A 16,360-nucleotide genomic window follows, 5' to 3' on the forward strand; every position below is an offset into this window, starting at 1 on the left:
CCCCCATCCTTTGCCCAGCCGTGGATACCCTGTTCGCCCCGGACTCCCCCTTCGGCCAGGTCTTTCCCTTCCTCCTGAGCCTGGCGCTGGGCCTGCTCATCGGCCTCGAGCGGGAACGCAATCCCCGCGCCAAGGCCGGCCTGCGCACCTTCGCCCTCACCGCCCTGCTGGGCACGCTGTGCGCCATGCTGTCGGAACAGGTCGGCTCCCCCTGGCTCCTGGTGGTGGGCTTCGCCGCCGTGGGGGCGATCATCGTCACCGCCTATCTGGGCGAAAGTCCGCCGGCAGCCGAGCCGGGCACCACCACGGAAGCGGCACTGCTGGTGAGTTACATCCTGGGTGCCCTGGTGTGGGAAGGAGAGCGGGAGCTGGCCATCACCCTGGCCATCATCACCACGGTGCTGCTCTACTTCAAGCCGGAAATGCAGGGCATCGCACGACAGCTGACCCGGCGCGACCTGGTCTCCATGCTCCAGTTCGCGGTGCTCAGCTTCGTCATCCTGCCCATCCTCCCGGACCGGGACTTCGGCCCCTACCACGCCTTCAACCCCCACCAGACCTGGCTCATGGTGGTGCTCATTTCCGGCATCAGCCTGGCCGGCTACGTGGCCCTGCGCCTGTTCGGCCAGCGTTATGGCACGCTGCTGCTGGGCCTGCTCGGCGGTCTCGTCTCCAGCACCGCCACCACCCTGGTCTATGCCCGCCACGGCCGCAGCCATGACGAGCTGCTGCCCCTTGCCGCCACCGTGATCGCCCTGGCCAATCTGGTGGTGCTGATCCGCCTCGCGGTCCTGGCCGCCGCGGTGGCGCCGGCCATCCTGCCCACCCTGCTGCCCGTGCTGGCCAGCGCCCTGGTGCTGGGGCTGGCCGTCACCGGTCTGCAGTGGCACCGCACCGTCGCCCCGGGGGAGCTGCCCCTGCCGGAAACCGCCAATCCCACCGAACTGCGCACCGCCCTGGGCTTCGGTCTGCTCTACGCCCTGATCCTGTTCGTGGCGAGCTTCGTGGCGGCCCGGGGCGATGCCACCAGCCTCTACGGCGTGGCCGCGGTGGCCGGCATCACGGACGTGGATGCCATCACCCTGTCCAGCCTGCGCCTGTTCAACCTGGGCAGCCTGGGCGCGCCGGAGGGCGTGCGGGTCATCCTGGTGGCTTTCCTGTCCAACCTGCTCGTCAAGCTGGGGCTCGCCTTCGCCGTGGGCGGACGCCGGCTGGGGTTCCGCTGCCTGGCACCCCTGCTGGCCACCGGCATCGGCGCCGCCGTGGCGCTGACTGTCGCCTGAGCCGCCGCCTTCGCGGTAGAATTCCCGGTTTTTGCGGAGTAGATGCCATGGAAGCGGAACGCCTCAATCTCCTCGCCCACCGGCTCGACGATCTCGCCCAGCGCACCGCCGAGCTACGGAGGTATCTTTGACTTCGACGGCAAGCAGACCCGCCTGGCCGAAGTCGCCCAGCAACTGGAAGACCCCAACGTCTGGAACGACCCGAAACTCGCCGAATCCCTGGGCCGCGAGCGGCGCAGCCTGGAGGCGGTCGTCCACACCCTGAGCCAGCTCGACAGCGAGCTGCGTGACGCGCGCGAGCTCTTCGAAATGGCACGCGCGGAGCGCGATGACGCCACCCTGGAGGCGATCGACGCCGATACCCGCCGCCTGGAACAGACCGTCGCCGATCTGGAATTTCGGCGCATGTTCTCCAACCCCATGGATCCCAACAACTGCTTCATCGACATCCAGGCGGGGGCCGGGGGGACCGAAGCCTGCGACTGGGCGGCCATGCTGCTGCGCCAGTATCTGAAATACGCCGAGCGCAAGGGCTTCAAGACGGAAATCCTGGAACAGACCGAAGGCGACGTGGCGGGCATCCGCTCCGCCACCATCAAGGTGGAGGGCGACTACGCCTACGGCTATCTGCGCACCGAAACCGGCGTGCACCGCCTCGTACGCAAGTCGCCCTTCGATTCCGCAGGGGGTCGGCACACCTCCTTTGCCAGTGTGTTCGTCTATCCGGAGGTGGACGAGTCCATCGAGATCGACATCAACCCCGCGGATCTCAAGATCGACACCTTTCGGGCCTCGGGCGCCGGCGGTCAGCACATCAACAAGACCGACTCCGCGGTGCGCATCACCCACATCCCCACGGGCATCGTGGTGCAGTGCCAGAACGACCGCTCCCAGCACCGCAACAAGGCCGAGGCCATGGCCATGCTCAAGTCGCGCCTGTACGAGCTCGAGCTGCGCAAGCGCCAGGCCGAGCAGGAAAAGCTGGAGGCGGCCAAGTCCGACGTGGGCTGGGGCCACCAGATCCGCTCCTACGTGCTGGACCAGTCGCGCATCAAGGATCTGCGCACCAACGTGGAAATCTCCAACACCCAGAAGGTGCTCGACGGCGATCTGGACGCCTTCATCGAGGCGGCTCTGAAACAGGGCGTGTGATGGCAGACACACCCGATCTCTCCGCCTTCCTGGCGCCCGGCGTCGAAGCGGGGGATGTGCCGTCCCTGTTTCCCCTGCTCGCCGGCCGCCGGGTGATCGGCGCGCTGATCGCCCTGTTCCGGGGCGGGGACGAGGAAGTGCTGATTCGCCTGGCGGTGCTGCGGGAAATCGGGGCGCGCGCCGGGGCGCCGGAATGGAGCCCACGCGAACTGGAGACACACCTGGGTTTCATCGATCCCACCAAGCTGGACACGGTGCTCAAACGCCTGCGCGAGCACGATCTCCTGGTGTGGGACGGTGAGCGGCGCCTGTATCAGCTCTCACCGGTGGGACGCATGGTACTCGCGGCGCTCTCCACTTTGCTTGCTTTCGCCACGGAGGAAGACAGCGAGCTGGGCTTCCTCGCCTCCCAGGTGGCGGCGGGCGGCGCCACGGGGCGCCTGTCCGGGGAGACGCTCGCCCATCTCGCAGCGCGCCTGGCCGAGCTGGAAGAGGAATTCTCCCAGGCCGTGGCTTCCGGTTCGGAGTTCCGTCTGCGCGCCGCCCAAAAGCGGCTCGCTTCCGTCTGGCGCTGGATGGAAAAGGGCACCGAGATCATCGCCGCGCTGTCCGAGGAGGGTTTCCCCGACGACGCAAGCTGGCGCCTGGCCCAGGACATCGGCAGTCGGCAGTCGCGCATGATGCGCATGGCCAGTGTGTTCCAGCGCGAACTGGCTGCCATCGCGCGCCAGCGCGTACACCTCTCGGAAGGTGGCCTCACTTCGTCGGAACTCGCCGCCTGGCTGCGCGGGCTGGCGCTGGATGAGCTCGCCGCCCTGGCCGGCAGAGGCCCCGCCATCGTCCCGGAGACGACTTTCCTGCTGTCGGACGTGATGCTGGACAACACCGAGGACTTCCTGGAACGCACGCGTCCCACGCGGCGCGCCTCGGCGCTGCCGCCGCCAGCCGAGGTACACGAGACCACGGAAGTCCCCAGCGAGCCGCCTCCGCACCTGGCCACGCTCACGCGCCTTCTCACCCACACCGAGCAGACAATGCCTCTGGCAGACGCGGTGGTGGGCGAGGACTTCAGCGCCGCCTCCTACCGCCTGTCGCTTCTGTCCTTCCTGGGCGAACAGAATGTAGATCCGGAGCTCGCGCCGCTGGCGCAGCTGCCCCTCCAGGTGGTGTGGGAGCCGGGCGATGACCTGGTGCCGGTCAACCGGGGTGAGGTGGCGGCCATGACACCGGGCCGGATCGAGCCCACGCAACGAAGAGGCTGACATGGAACAGGACGCCCACGCACGCCTGATCGCCCGTCTGCTGGCCCTACGCTGGCTGCCGCGGGAGGATGTCGATGCCCGCCGGCTGCTCACGGACCTGGGGTTCCGCGAGGAGGTGGAGAACCGGCTCGCCGCCTGCGGCCTGCGCCTGCTGGACCACCCCTTCGCCGATCACATCGCGCTCGCCCTGGCCCCGTCCTCGGAAAGTGCCGTGTTCGAGACCGGCGGCCAATGGCAGGCCACCAACATCGCCTTGCCCAAAGACGCCATCGCCCTCCTGGTCATTCTCTGGGCCCTCATCATCCTGCCCAAGCGCGAGCGCCAGCTCACGCGCGCCGGCGGCGACGACACCCAGGCGGACCTGTTCGGCGGCAAACCCGCCCAGGCCAGCAGCGAGGCTTCGCGCGGCATCCCGGAGAACGTCCTCCTGGAGGACTATGCCAGGCTGGTGGGAGGCCGCGCCCGCATCACCCAATTCATCCTGCCCCAGCTATCGCGTCTGGGTTTCATCGAACGGCGCAACAAGATCATCTATGAAGGCCCCCTGCTGGATCTTGCCTTCGACTACGGCGAAATGGCGCCGCGCATCCTGCAGGGTGCCCTGGCGGATCTGCTGCGCAAGCAAAGAGAAACCGGTGATGCCGAAGGAGGGCCGGCCTGATGTTCCGCCTGCTGGAACTGGAGGTGGTGCACTGGGATTTCTGGCAACGCTTCCGCCTACCGCTGGACGCATCCATCATCACCATCGTCGGTCCCAATGGCTCCGGCAAGACCACCCTGCTCGACGCCCTGCGCACCCTGCTCGCCCTGGAATGCTCGCGCAAGCGCGACTACAAACGCTACGTGCGGCGCAACGGCGAGGATTTCTGCTGGCTTCGGGGGGTGGTGGACAACCAGCGGCCTCAGGGCAGCAGCCGCCGGCCCTTCGGCCTGCCCTTCCAGCATGACCGCATCACCCTCGCCTGCCGCATCGACCGCAAGGGCGGCGACTGGGTCCGCAAATACTGGGTGGCGGAAGGCGATACGCCCATCGAAGCCATGGAAAGCCAGGGGCAGGAATTCGGCGTCCGGGATTACCAGCGCCTCCTGCAAAGCGCCGGCCTGTCGCCGGCCATTGCCCGGGTGCTGTCCCTGGAACAGGGCCAGACCGACAAGCTGACGGAACTGGCGCCGCGGGAACTGCTGGACCTGGTGTTCCAGGTGTTCGGCGACAAGGAGGTGCTCGACCGTTACCAGGAGGCGCGCCACCACCAGGAAGCCACGACGCGGGAGCTGAACGAGGTGGAACGGCAGCTGGAGATGCTGGCGGCCAGCCTGGAGCGCCACGAAACCAGGGTGAACCGCTATCTGGAATGGCGCCGCCTGCGCGACGAACAGACCCTGCTCACTTCGGAAGTCCTGCCCCGCCTGGAATACCACGGGCTGGAACGGGAAGTCCAAAACGCACGCCGCGTGCTCGCTGCCCAGCGCCGGGAATGGCGCGAACTGCGCGCGAAAAGCCACGCCCTCGGCGAAAGGATCGGAGCCCAGCGGCAGGTGATCGAAGACGCCCGCGCAGCCCGGCAGGCGGCAGAAGCGCTGGAACAGGTTCGCTACGAAGAACTCAACGAAATCAACCGCGCGCTGGGCAAATATCAGGCGCTGGTGGAACAGCACGACATGCTGCTCGCCCAGGCGGCCGCGGGGGCGGGCGATCCGGGCACGGACCCGGCCACGCTGGAGAGGCTGGAAGACGAACGGGACCGCCTGCGGCTTGAGCTTGCCACCCTGAGGCAGGAGCAGGCCGCCACGCGTGAGCTGCTGGAAAACCTCGCCGCCGGACGTCGGGCCGATCCCGCCGACGTGGCGGCGTTCCGGCAGGCATTGTCCCAGGCCGGCATCGCCCACGATCTGCTCACGGATCTGGTGGAAATCCTTGATCCCGCCTGGCAGGCGGCGGTGGAGGCGGTACTCGCCCCCTTCGCCCACATCGTCCTGCTGGCCCGCGAGCAGGATGCCGAACGCGCCTTCGCCCTGGGCGAACAACTGCGCTACCGCCACTACATCGTGCCGGACCGCGGCGTGCCGTCTCTGCCTCCCCAGGGCTCGCTGTTGGAAGTGGTGAGCTTCAAAAAGCCCGTTCCCGAGTGGCTGATCCGCCTGCTGGAACGCACCCAGCGCGTGGAAGATGCCGCCGCCGGCGCAAAACTTCCCCGCGCCCAGGACTGGGTAACCCGTACGGGCTACTTGCGCGAGCGCCGCGGGGCACGCCACGCCGCCCCGGAGCAGGCCCGCTTCGGCCAGGCCCGGATCGAGGCGCTCCAGACCCGGCTCAGGCAGCTCGACGAGGCGTGTGCGCCCCTCGTGCAACGTCTGGACGGCATCGGGCGTGAGATCGCCGCCCTGCGCAGCCGGCTGGCGGGCATCGACGCCGGCGCGCAGCTTGCTGCACGGGCCGCGGAATTCGCCGATGCCCGGCGCCAGCACGAAGCTCTGACCGCCCAGCGGCGCGCCGTGGGCGAGGCGGTCCACGCGGCACGGGAGGCGCGCAGCCGGGCCGAGGCGGCCCTGCAGGCACATCTGCAGGGACTCCACCGGATGGAGCTGGAACTCGGCCAGGTGGAGCGCGAGCTCAACCAGCGCGCCAACTGGGCTGCGCGCGCCGAGCAGGTGGAACGCCTGCGCCGCCTGCGTCACCTGCGCCGGACGCTGCCCGTCAGCTGGCGTGATGGTGAAGCGAACCAGCAGCTCCTGGAGAAATGGCGCGACACCACCAATGTGCGCCGGCGCCTCGAGGAAATCGAGGCGCGCTTCGCCAGTGAATCCTGGGAGACGGACGAATCGGTGATCGCCCTGCGCGACAAGATCCGCGCCGATCACGAACGCCAGAGCCGGGAGCTTGCACAGCGGCGCCAGGACAACGCCATGGCCCAGGCCCAGACCGACGCCGCACGCGCCCAGTACAGCAAGGTGCTGGCCCATACCGTGCGCCGCTACGGGCGCAATCTGCGCACCTTGGGCGAGCTGGCGGGCGTACGGGTGGAATATGAGCCGCTGGGCAGCGATCTCAGCGACCTGGCCCTCGCCCAGGCGGGGCTCGTGGTCAGGTTCGACTTCGACGAGAAGGGTTTCATGGGCCTCAACGACGGGGATGCCTCGGGTGGCCAGCAGGTGATGAAATCGCTGATCCTGCTGGTCGCCCTGATGATGGAGGAATCCCGGCCCGGCGGTTTCGTCTTCATCGACGAGCCCTTCGCCCATCTCGACATCGTCAACATCGAGCGCGTCGCCAGCTTCCTCAAGGCCACACGCGCCCAGTATCTGCTCACCACACCCGTCACCCACAATGTCAACGTCTATGACCCCAGCATGCTCACCCTGGTGACCTTCAAGAAGCGGCCGGGCGAGACCTGGGCACCGCGGGTGGGTGTGTTGAGGCGCGACACCGCCGGCCATGGATCCTGATTCCGTCATCGTCGAGCCACTGGATGCCTCCCCCCTGCCCCGGCGCCGGCGGCGCTACCGGACGGGACGCGGCGCTGGAGTCGCCGCACTCCCGGAATCCTGGCGCGCGCTGCTCACGCGCTGGATTGCCCGGGGTGGACGCAGCCGCTGGGACACGCTGGCCCGGGACGCCGGGGCGGCCCAACTCCAGACCGCGACCGCCCTGCTCGACTGGCTGGTGCGCCAGGGCTGGGCACAAGTGGAAGAGGAGCGGCGTCATGGCGAGTGGTGGCCGACGCGCGTGGAACTCATCGACCTGCCCGCGCTGCGCGTCGGCCTGGGACTCCCGGACGAGGAGGCGCTGGCCGCGCAATGGCACGCGCTGCGCAGCGCGCTCGCGGCAGACGCCGATCCCATCGTGAGCGAAGCGCTGACGGCATTGGATGCCCTGCCCGCGGCCCGCGCGCTCGCCCGCGGGCAGCTGCTGGCAGCCGCCCTGCGCTGGCGCGACCAGCAGCGCAGCGGCACGCGGCGCGACTTCGCCCTGTATGCGCGGGGCGGCACCAAGGCCATCAGCGATGCCGAATGGCGCTGGCTGGAGGAGAACGTGGACCTGGCCGAGCTGGGCATCGAACGCCACACGCCGCTGCTTTTCATCGCCGCGCCACTCGCCCTCACGACCCCGACCGGCCACCTGGAGCTATCGGCGGGCACGGATTTCTGCGCCGTGACGCCCGCCACCCTGGACGCGACGTGTGAGGCTCACCACACCCTGAAGCGCTGGCGGCTGGTGGAAAACCGCACCAGCTTCGAACGCCTGGCGCGGGCGCGGGAAGCCGACACCGGCGTGGTCTGGCTGCCAGGCTTTCCCCCCGCCTGGTGGCGGCAAGCCATGGCGCGCCTGCTCGCGCTGGCGCCCGCCCCTGCCGAGATCGCCTGCGATCCGGATCCCGCCGGCATCGAGATCGCCTTGAGCGCGGGGGCGCTGTGGGAGGAGCGGGGGCTTTCCTGGCAGCCCTGGCGCATGGGGCCGGCCGAACTCGCCGCACTGGCCACGCGCGCCCCCCTCACCGCGCGCGACCGCGAGCGCCTGGCGGCGCTCGACACGGCACGCCTGCCGGTGCCGCTGGCGCAGCTTGCCCAGTGGATGCTCAGCCACGGCGAGAAGGGCGAGCAGGAAGGCTTGCTGTAACATGCTGCCTGTTGCGCGATACGCCACCCCAGTCCAGTTTGTACGAGATTTGCCATGACCCAAGACGAAGCGATTCCCAGCCACGATGACAACCCCCTCATCGCCGAGCGGCGCGCCAAGCTCAAGGCCCTGCGGGAACAGGGGGTGGCCTTCCCCAACGATTTCGAGCGGGAGCACCTGGCGGAAGCGCTCGCCGCCGCCTATGAGGACAAGTCCAGGGAGGAGCTGGAGGCCCTGGCAGTACCGGTGGCCGTGGCCGGCCGCATCATGCTCAAGCGCGTGATGGGCAAGGCCAGTTTCGCCACCCTGCAGGACATGAGCGGCCGCATCCAGATCTACGTCTCGGACGACCACACCGGCGCCGCCGCCCACGAAGCCTTCAAACATTTCGATCTGGGCGACATCATCGGCGTGCGCGGCACCCTGTTCAAGACCAACAAGGGTGAGCTGTCCGTGCGGGCGAAGGAAGTGCGGCTGCTCACCAAGGCCATCCGGCCCCTGCCGGACAAGTTCCATGGCCTGGCCGACCAGGAGCTCAAATACCGCCAGCGCTACGTGGACCTCATCATGAACGAGGACACGCGGCTCACCTTCGTCATCCGCTCGCGCATCATCCAGGCCTTCCGCGACTTCCTCAACGCGCGCGGCTTCCTGGAAGTGGAAACGCCCATGATGCACCCCATTCCCGGCGGTGCGGCGGCGCGTCCCTTCATCACCCACCACAATGCCCTGGACATGCCCCTCTACCTGCGCATCGCGCCCGAGCTGTATCTCAAGCGCCTGGTGGTGGGCGGCTTCGAGCAGGTGTTCGAGATCAACCGCAACTTCCGCAACGAGGGCCTGTCGCCCCGGCACAATCCGGAATTCACCATGCTGGAGTTCTACGCGGCCTACAAAGACTACCGCTTCCTCATGGATTTCGTGGAAGAGATGCTGCGCGACATCACGGCCCGGGTGCTGGGCCGCACGAAGATCGAATACCAGGGGCGGGGCATCGACTTCGGCCGGCCCTTCCAGCGCATGACCATGGTGCAGGCGGTGCTGCACCACCATCCGGAATTCACCGGCGCAGAGCTCAACGACCGTGCCTTCCTCGTGGACTACTTCGAGAAGCACGGCATCGAGTACCGCAGGGAAGACGGTCTGGGCGGACTGCAGACCACGCTGTTCGAGGAGACCACCGAGCATCTGCTGTTCGAGCCCACCTTCATCGTGGACTACCCGGCGGAGACCTCGCCCCTTGCCCGGCGCAGCGACAAGCACCCGGAAATCACCGAGCGTTTCGAGCTGTTCGTCGCCGGCCGGGAACTGGCCAACGGTTTCTCCGAGCTCAACGATCCGGAGGATCAGGCGGAGCGTTTCCTGGAACAGGCCCGGCAGAAGGAAGCGGGCAACGTGGAAGCCATGCACTATGACGCGGACTACATCCGCGCCCTGGAATACGGCCTGCCCCCCACCGCCGGCTGCGGCATCGGCATCGACCGCTTCGTCATGCTGCTCACGGACAAGCCCAACATCCGCGATGTGATCCTCTTCCCCCACATGCGGCCGGAGAGTTGAGGCCTGTCCAGCCGGCACGGCTGCGGGGCCGCAATCACTCGAAGCGGCGCGCCACCAGGACCGCGTTGCTGCCGCCAAAGGCGAAGGAATTGGACATCACGGTGTCGAGCGCGACGCCGGTGCGACCCACGTGGGGCACGTAGTCCAGATCGCAGGCGGGATCCGGCACATGGAGATTGGCCGTGGGCGGAATGGCCTGGCGTGCCAGGGCAAGCAGGGTGACCACCATTTCCAGCGCCCCCGCGGCCCCCAGGGTGTGGCCGTGCATGGACTTGGTGGAGCTCACCGCCAGCCGGTAGGCATGGGGGCCGAACACTTCCTTGATGGCGGCGGTTTCGGATTCGTCCCCCACCTGGGTGGCGGTGCCATGGGCGTTGATGTAGCCGATGGCTTCAGGCGGAAGCCCGGCATCCTTTAGCGCGCCGCGGATGGCGCGCACCTGTCCCTCTGCCGAAGGCTTGGTGATGTGGGCGGCATCGCTGGAGACACCGTAACCCACCATTTCGCCATAGATCCTGGCGGCCCCCCGCGCGCGGGCATGCTCGAGGGCTTCAAGGATCAGCATACCCGCCCCCTCGCCCAGCACCAGCCCGGTGCGGTCCTTGGCGAAGGGACGGGAAGAGGCCTCCGGCCCCTCCGGGGCTTCCAGCGCCAGGGTGTGTAGGGCCTGCCAGGCCTTGACCACGCCGTAGGCGAGCAGGGCTTCCGTGCCCCCCGCCAGCACCACGTCCGCCTGGCCGTGCTGGATGAGCCGCATGGCCTCGCCGATGGCCACCGCAGAGGAGGCACAGGCCACGCTGTAGGTGAGCGTCGGGCCCTTGAAGCCATAGGCAAGGGAAATGTGGGCGGTGGGCGCGTTGTTCATCACCCGCAGCACCGTGGTGGGCTTGAGACGCGCAGCCTTCTTGTCGTAGATCTCCCGGTAGGATTCGTCCAGCGTGGTGGCCCCGCCCATGCCCGTGCCCAGATACACCCCGACGCGCTCGGAATCCAGGGCGGCCGGATCGAGACCGGCATCGTTCAGGGCCTCCCTGGCGGCGATCATGGCAAGCTGGGTGACGCGGTCGGTGCCCACCGCCTCCGTGGGCAGGTGTGGCGCGAGATCCTCGGTGATGCGCGCCGCCACGCACTGCATGGGATGCGGCCCCATGTCCACGGGCAGGCGGCTCACCCCGGAACGGCCGGCCATCAGGTTGGCGAAGAAGGGCTCGCAGCCGATGCCGCAGGCCGATACCACGCCCAGGCCGGTGACCACCACACGACGTGTCATGCTGGCGTCCCCCCACCGGCCTGTTTCGCGGCCAGCAGCCGGTCCACCATGTTGACGATGTCCTGGAGGGTGTTGATCTGCTCCCGTTCCTCCGAGAGCACGATGTCGAACTCGGTCTCCAGGGTGAACATGAATTCGATCACCGAGAGGGAGTCCAGGCCGAAATCCTCCAGCCGGCTGTCGGGCTTGAGATCGGCCTCGTTGAGATTGAATTCCTTGGCGATCAGGCTGCGGATGCGTTCATAGGTGTCCATGGTTTCCCTTCCTGAGCATGGCATGGTGGGGCGCCGGCAGGCAGGGCCGTCATACCCCCGCCGTATGCCGGTACGGTACCGATGCCATTGTCAAGCATAGTCGGTCCCGGAGCAACCGGCCACGGCGGGCGACGGGCCGTGTCTCTGCTGCAAATATCGGCAGCCGGCGCGACACCTTTAACGGCGCCCGCACCCGCCATGCGGCTTGACCATCCGTGGCTTTGCACATACCCTAATGGGGTATATGAACGACCCCGCCATCGCCGCCCGTCGGGAAACTGAATCTGCCTGCACCCTGGACGTCCCGGTTGCAGGCATGACCTGCGCCGCCTGCGCGGTGCGCATCGAAAAGGCCCTGAACCGCCAGCCCGGTGTCAAAGCCCAGGTCAATCTCGCGGCGGAGAGGGCACGCATCGAATACGATCCGGCCGCCACCTCGCCGGCCGAGCTCATCGCCCTCATCCGCAAAACGGGCTATGACGTGCCTAAGCAGCGGGTGGAACTCGCCCTCACCGGCATGACCTGCGCCGCCTGCGCCGCACGTCTCGAGAAGGTGCTCAATGCCCTGCCCGGCGTGGAAGCCCAGGTGAACTTCGCCGCCGAAAAGGCGGTGGTGTACGTCACGCCGGGCATGGTGACGGTGCGCGATCTCATCGGGGCCGTGGAACGTGCAGGCTACGGCGCGCGGGAACTGGTGGGCGCCGAACGCGAGGCCGTGCGCCGCGAGAAGGAAGCCGCCTGGCGGCGGGAACTGCGACTGTTCTGGCTGGCCGCCGCCCTCACTGCGCCGCTGCTGTTGCAGATGGCGGGACCGCTGTTCGGTCTTGCCCATGAGATCCTGCCCCGCTGGATCCAGCTCGTCCTGGCCACGCCAGTGCAGTTTTTGGCCGGACGCCGCTTCTACGTGGGGGCCTGGCATGCCCTGCGCGGTGGCGGCGCCAACATGGACGTGCTGGTGGCACTGGGCACCAGCATGGCCTGGCTCTATTCCACCGTGGTCACCCTGTTCGGGCTCGATCATCTGCACGTGTATTTCGAGGCGGGCGCGGCAGTCATCACCCTGGTGCTGCTGGGCAAGCTTCTGGAAGCACGCGCCAAGAGCAAGACCTCCGCCGCCGTGGAGGCCCTGCTGCGCCTTGCGCCCCGCACCGCCTGGGTGGAACGGGAGGGTCAGACCCAGGAGGTACCCATCGAAATGATCCGCGTGGGCGACGTGTGCCGGGTGCATGCGGGCGAACGCATTCCGGTGGATGGCGAGGTGCTGGAAGGGGATTCCAGCGTGGACGAAGCCATGCTCACGGGGGAGAGCCGGCCCCGGCGCAAGACGGCGGGCAGCCGGGTCTATGCAGGCACCCAGAATCTCGAAGGCACGCTCAAGCTGCGCGCCGAAAGCGTGGGCGCGGACACCCAGCTCGCCCACATCGTACGCCTGGTGGAGGAAGCCCAGGGCTCCAAGGCTCCCATCGCGCGGCTCGCCGACCGCATCTCCGGCATTTTCGTGCCAGTGGTGCTCGCCATCGCCGCCGCCACCTTCGGCCTGTGGTGGAGTCTCGCGGGCGATTTCACCCAGGCACTCATCAACGCCGTGGCGGTGCTGGTCATTGCCTGTCCCTGCGCGCTGGGGCTGGCCACGCCCACCGCCATCATGGTGGGCATGGGGCGCGGCGCCCAGGCCGGTATCCTGGTGCGCGATGCGCGTGCCCTGGAGCTTGCCGGACGCATCGACACGGTGATCCTGGACAAAACCGGCACCCTCACCGAAGGCCGGCCCGGCCTCACCGATCTGGTGCCCGCCCCCGGCGTGACAGAGGAACAACTGCTGGCCACTGCCGCCGCGCTGGAAGAAGGCTCGCGTCATCCCCTGGCCCTGGCCATCGTCGGGGAGGCACGCCGGCGCGGGCTTACCCTGCCTGCCGTCACCGGGTTCCAGAGCGTCGCCGGCAAGGGTGTATCGGGCCGGGTGGGCGACGAAACGCTTTACCTGGGCGCTCCGGCCTGGCTCGCGGAGCAGGGCATCGCGGTGGCGCCACCGGATGCAGCGCTGGCCGGTCAGGGCAAGACCGTGGTCGGGCTGGGCAGCGCCAGGCGTTTTTACGGTTACCTGGCGGCGGCGGACCGGCTGCGGCCGGATTCTTCGGCGGCCGTGGCCCGCCTCAAGGCACTGGGGCTGGAAGTCGTGATGCTCACCGGCGACAACGAGGCCACCGCGCGCGCCATCGCCGCCCAGGCAGGCATTCCCCACTACGTGGCCGAGGTCCTGCCCCAGGACAAGGCCGCGGAAGTCAGCCGGCGCCGGCAGGCGGGGCGGCAGGTGGGCATGGTGGGCGACGGCATCAACGATGCCCCGGCGCTCGCCGCGGCGGATGTGGGCTTTGCCATCGGCGCGGGAGCCGACGTGGCCATCGAGGCCGCAGACATCACCCTCATGGGCAACAGCCTGATGGGCGTGGCGGACGCGATTTCCCTGTCCCGCGCCACGCTGCGCAAGATCCGCCAGAACCTGTTCTTCGCCTTCATCTACAACGTGCTGGGCATTCCCCTGGCGGCGCTGGGCATGCTCAATCCGGTGATCGCGGGCGCCGCCATGGCCATGAGCTCGGTATCGGTGGTGACCAATGCCCTCCTGCTCCGGCGCTGGCGCCCGGCGACGGAGCAGGAACGCGCGAGTTTCCAACCTGACCCATGAAAGGAGTATCCATGGAATCCCTCACCCTCGACGTCAAAGGCATGACCTGCGGCGGTTGCGTCAACAGCGTCAAGCGCGTGCTCACCTCCATCGACGGTGTGTCCCTCGTGGAAGTGAACCTGGACAGCGGCAAGGTGCAGGTGAGCTATGACCCCGCGCGCGCCCGGCCGGAGCAGTTCAAGACCGCCATCCGGGACGCGGGCTATGAAGTCAGCTGAGCCCCCCTGCCATGGCAGCGCGCCCGCTCCGGCCCACGCGGGCAAGAGCGTGGTGCAGCCCCACAAGCGGGATCTGATCAGGCGCCTGAACCGCATCGAAGGCCAGGTGCGGGGCGTGGCGCGCATGGTGGAAGAAGACCGCTACTGCATCGAGATCCTCACCCAGATCTCGGCCATCCGCTCCGCCCTGGACGCCGCGGCCCTGGTCATCCTCGAGGATCACACACGCGGCTGCGTGCAGAACGCGATCCGTCAGGGTTCCGGCGAAGCCGCCATCGGCGAGCTGATGGACGTGGTGCGCCGCTTCGTCAAATAGCGGCCGGCGCGCCCATGGACGCTCGCGTGGCAAGCGGGTAGAGTGTGTCGTTTTCCAGCATCCAGCGAGGAAAGACCCCATGAACGACCCCACTTCCACCCATGAGCTGACCAAGGAACAGCAGATCCTGCGCGTGATGCGCAAGGTGCTGGCAGCCGTGGTCAGGGACGTCACGCCCACCGCCGGTCGTCCCAATCCCCTGCGCGAGAGCACCATCCGCGACATTCGCGAATGCTTTGGCCTGATCGCCGCGCGGGAGCGGGAACTGGCCGAAATGCTGGGCCTTGCGCCCATGCGTCCCTTCTATCCGGACCAGGCCCCCAGGTCCGCCAAGGTGGTGCAGCTGGTCAAGCCCGCGAAAACGCAGGAAGAGTAGCCCCTCCCGGCGCTGTGGGCGCGGCGTGAGCCGCGGCAGGCGATGGGTTGGGCTGCGACCGGCTGCCTGAGGGCTTCCCGGCCAGCCCCACCCCGGCCCTCCCCCATCGAGGGGGAGGGGGTTCGTGGGAGCGGCTTCAGCCGCGATACGGCGCGCTTCGCCTGAAAGTCGCCGCCAAAGCGCCTCCCACTGCCCGCCGGGGCGCGGCCCTGTGGCAGCGGCGTGAGCCGCGATGGGACGGGATTCAGAGCACGGCTTCGTCCGCCAGGGCCGCCAGCCTGCGGTCGGCATCGGGGTCGCTGCGGTCGAGGGCGACGATGCGGCGGGCGATGGCTTCCCAGTGTTCCCGCCCGCGGGCGGCCATGTCTTTCAGGGCCTGCCAGTGGCCCGCTTCCACGCCCTGCCGGTAGGCCTGGTAGGCACTGGGGAAGAGTTTGAGGCGCATGCCCGTGAAGTTGCCGAAATAGAAGTGGATGGAACTGTCCATGCCCCGTTCCAGGAGGGTGGGCAGGGTCATCATGCAGTCGGCCAGGTTGTCGCGCACGGCGCGCGCCACGATCTCGGGCTTGTGGCGGCTGCAGCCCGCGAGCACTGCCTGCCAGCGGGCCTCACCCAGGAGCTCGCCTGCCAGGGCTTCGCCCAGCTCGTGCAGGATCATGGCCTCGCCTTCCACTTCCGTCATGCGTTCCAGGGAGGCATCCGGCTGGCCATCGAAGTCATAGCAGGCGAAAGCCCGTCCCAGCGCGTTGTCCTGACGCTTCCAGTTCCATTCCTCCAGCTTGCTCCAGAGGAAATCCTGGACCGCCTCCCGGCGCAGATAGATGGTGCGGTCCAAAAGCGCCGCCGGCGGCGCGATGAGATCGCGGGCGTACTCGCAGTCGGCGACGAGCACGGTGACGCCGTGCCGCACCTCGCGCCGGCCGAGCCGGGCCAGGAAGAAATGGGGCCGGTTGAAGCGGCCGATGCCGCCGCCATAGACATAGCCCTCCGGCACCAGATCGGCGTTGATGGCCTCTGCCTCGAAGGGATCGCGCGGACCGGAGGCCACGGGCACCGGACGGTAATCCTGGTTTTCCAGCCCCTGCCAGAGGGCCTCCCGTTCGGTAAGCCACGCCCCCAGTTCGTCCTTGGGCAGCCGGCAAGAGTAGGGCAGACTGTGTTCCCAGCGGTAGAACTGGCGCATCTCCAGGAGATAGGTGCACATGGTCATGTCCTGGGCATGACGCGCATCGTTGATGTAGCAGTTGGTCTGGACGGCGTCCACGATCTGGTGGAAGTTTTCCATGGCAGCCCCGTTGCAACGTTGCCGGAAGATTTCCGGGAATGCTAACACCGGCGGCGCCGTTTGCGGGGAACACCCCTGATGGC

At 68.2% G+C, this 16,360-nt stretch carries 14 protein-coding genes; 11 read left to right on the forward strand and 3 right to left on the reverse strand.

Annotated features, from left to right (window positions below):
- Positions 1-20 precede the first annotated feature (20 nt).
- The 7 genes from ACZ42P_RS05465 (at position 21) to lysS (ending at position 9,872) form a co-directional block, all read left to right on the forward strand.
- A complete protein-coding gene (locus ACZ42P_RS05465) occupies positions 21-1,283 on the forward strand; it encodes an MgtC/SapB family protein (protein ID WP_464899070.1) in 1,263 nt (420 codons plus the stop codon).
- A 47-nt stretch (positions 1,284-1,330) separates the two neighbouring features.
- A protein-coding gene (gene prfB / locus ACZ42P_RS05470; protein WP_464899071.1) for a peptide chain release factor 2 occupies positions 1,331-2,435 on the forward strand; the annotation gives its coding sequence in 2 pieces (ribosomal slippage) (positions 1,331-1,411 and positions 1,413-2,435; 1,104 coding nt in all).
- Positions 2,435-3,697, forward strand: a complete 1,263-nt coding sequence (locus ACZ42P_RS05475) for a hypothetical protein (RefSeq protein WP_464899072.1) — start codon at positions 2,435-2,437, stop codon at positions 3,695-3,697. Before prfB ends, ACZ42P_RS05475 begins: the two co-directional genes overlap by 1 nt.
- 1 nt (position 3,698) lies before the next feature.
- Complete coding sequence (locus ACZ42P_RS05480; RefSeq protein ID WP_464899073.1) at positions 3,699-4,358, forward strand: hypothetical protein; 660 nt, start codon at positions 3,699-3,701, stop codon at positions 4,356-4,358.
- A complete protein-coding gene (locus ACZ42P_RS05485; protein WP_464899074.1) occupies positions 4,358-7,141 on the forward strand; it encodes an AAA family ATPase in 2,784 nt (927 codons plus the stop codon). Before ACZ42P_RS05480 ends, ACZ42P_RS05485 begins: the two co-directional genes overlap by 1 nt.
- Entirely contained in the window at positions 7,131-8,312 is a 1,182-nt protein-coding gene (locus tag ACZ42P_RS05490) for a DUF2399 domain-containing protein (RefSeq protein WP_464899075.1), read from the forward strand. The genes ACZ42P_RS05485 and ACZ42P_RS05490 overlap by 11 nt, the downstream gene beginning before the upstream one ends.
- A gap of 54 nt (positions 8,313-8,366) precedes the next feature.
- Positions 8,367-9,872 carry a lysine--tRNA ligase gene (gene lysS / locus ACZ42P_RS05495; RefSeq protein ID WP_464899076.1) on the forward strand — a complete coding sequence of 502 codons (1,506 nt, stop codon included), beginning with the start codon at positions 8,367-8,369 and terminating at the stop codon, positions 9,870-9,872.
- A 34-nt stretch (positions 9,873-9,906) separates the two neighbouring features.
- Here the strand turns inward: lysS and ACZ42P_RS05500 are convergent, their stop codons facing one another.
- Complete coding sequence (locus ACZ42P_RS05500) at positions 9,907-11,142, reverse strand: beta-ketoacyl-[acyl-carrier-protein] synthase family protein (RefSeq protein ID WP_464899077.1); 1,236 nt, start codon at positions 11,140-11,142, stop codon at positions 9,907-9,909.
- Positions 11,139-11,396, reverse strand: coding sequence for a phosphopantetheine-binding protein (locus ACZ42P_RS05505; RefSeq protein ID WP_464899078.1), 258 nt, complete (start codon positions 11,394-11,396; stop codon positions 11,139-11,141). The genes ACZ42P_RS05500 and ACZ42P_RS05505 overlap by 4 nt, the downstream gene beginning before the upstream one ends.
- Positions 11,397-11,640: 244 nt before the next feature.
- Between ACZ42P_RS05505 and ACZ42P_RS05510 the strand changes: the two genes are divergently transcribed.
- The 4 genes from ACZ42P_RS05510 to ACZ42P_RS05525 all read left to right on the forward strand — a co-directional run bounded on the left by ACZ42P_RS05510 (position 11,641) and on the right by ACZ42P_RS05525 (position 14,992).
- Positions 11,641-14,082 carry a heavy metal translocating P-type ATPase gene (locus tag ACZ42P_RS05510; RefSeq protein ID WP_464899079.1) on the forward strand — a complete coding sequence of 814 codons (2,442 nt, stop codon included), beginning with the start codon at positions 11,641-11,643 and terminating at the stop codon, positions 14,080-14,082.
- Between the two features lie 11 nt (positions 14,083-14,093).
- Positions 14,094-14,300, forward strand: a complete 207-nt coding sequence (locus ACZ42P_RS05515) for a heavy-metal-associated domain-containing protein (protein WP_464899080.1) — start codon at positions 14,094-14,096, stop codon at positions 14,298-14,300.
- Positions 14,287-14,616, forward strand: a complete 330-nt coding sequence (locus tag ACZ42P_RS05520) for a metal-sensitive transcriptional regulator (RefSeq protein ID WP_464899081.1) — start codon at positions 14,287-14,289, stop codon at positions 14,614-14,616. The genes ACZ42P_RS05515 and ACZ42P_RS05520 overlap by 14 nt, the downstream gene beginning before the upstream one ends.
- Before the next feature lie 79 nt (positions 14,617-14,695).
- The gene (locus ACZ42P_RS05525) at positions 14,696-14,992 is read left to right on the forward strand and encodes a hypothetical protein (protein ID WP_464899082.1); all 297 of its coding nucleotides are present in this window, start codon (positions 14,696-14,698) and stop codon (positions 14,990-14,992) included.
- Positions 14,993-15,236: 244 nt separating this feature from the next.
- Here the strand turns inward: ACZ42P_RS05525 and ACZ42P_RS05530 are convergent, their stop codons facing one another.
- Complete coding sequence (locus ACZ42P_RS05530; RefSeq protein ID WP_464899083.1) at positions 15,237-16,277, reverse strand: Sfum_1244 family protein; 1,041 nt, start codon at positions 16,275-16,277, stop codon at positions 15,237-15,239.
- Between the last annotated feature and the right edge of the window lie 83 nt (positions 16,278-16,360).

The organism is Thiobacter subterraneus (genome assembly GCF_055379455.1).

What these genes read in the sequence shown, in the direction of transcription:
- ACZ42P_RS05475 (WP_464899072.1), top strand. Translation starts at nt 2,435, where the DNA reads ATGGCAGACACACCCGATCTCTCCGCCTTCCTGGCGCCCGGCGTCGAA.
- ACZ42P_RS05480 (WP_464899073.1), top strand. Translation starts at nt 3,699, where the DNA reads ATGGAACAGGACGCCCACGCACGCCTGATCGCCCGTCTGCTGGCCCTA.
- ACZ42P_RS05485 (WP_464899074.1), top strand. Translation starts at nt 4,358, where the DNA reads ATGTTCCGCCTGCTGGAACTGGAGGTGGTGCACTGGGATTTCTGGCAA.
- ACZ42P_RS05490 (WP_464899075.1), top strand. Translation starts at nt 7,131, where the DNA reads ATGGATCCTGATTCCGTCATCGTCGAGCCACTGGATGCCTCCCCCCTG.
- lysS (WP_464899076.1), top strand. Translation starts at nt 8,367, where the DNA reads ATGACCCAAGACGAAGCGATTCCCAGCCACGATGACAACCCCCTCATC.
- ACZ42P_RS05500 (WP_464899077.1), bottom strand. Translation starts at nt 11,142, where the DNA reads ATGACACGTCGTGTGGTGGTCACCGGCCTGGGCGTGGTATCGGCCTGC.
- ACZ42P_RS05505 (WP_464899078.1), bottom strand. Translation starts at nt 11,396, where the DNA reads ATGGACACCTATGAACGCATCCGCAGCCTGATCGCCAAGGAATTCAAT.
- ACZ42P_RS05510 (WP_464899079.1), top strand. Translation starts at nt 11,641, where the DNA reads ATGAACGACCCCGCCATCGCCGCCCGTCGGGAAACTGAATCTGCCTGC.
- ACZ42P_RS05515 (WP_464899080.1), top strand. Translation starts at nt 14,094, where the DNA reads ATGGAATCCCTCACCCTCGACGTCAAAGGCATGACCTGCGGCGGTTGC.
- ACZ42P_RS05520 (WP_464899081.1), top strand. Translation starts at nt 14,287, where the DNA reads ATGAAGTCAGCTGAGCCCCCCTGCCATGGCAGCGCGCCCGCTCCGGCC.
- ACZ42P_RS05525 (WP_464899082.1), top strand. Translation starts at nt 14,696, where the DNA reads ATGAACGACCCCACTTCCACCCATGAGCTGACCAAGGAACAGCAGATC.
- ACZ42P_RS05530 (WP_464899083.1), bottom strand. Translation starts at nt 16,277, where the DNA reads ATGGAAAACTTCCACCAGATCGTGGACGCCGTCCAGACCAACTGCTAC.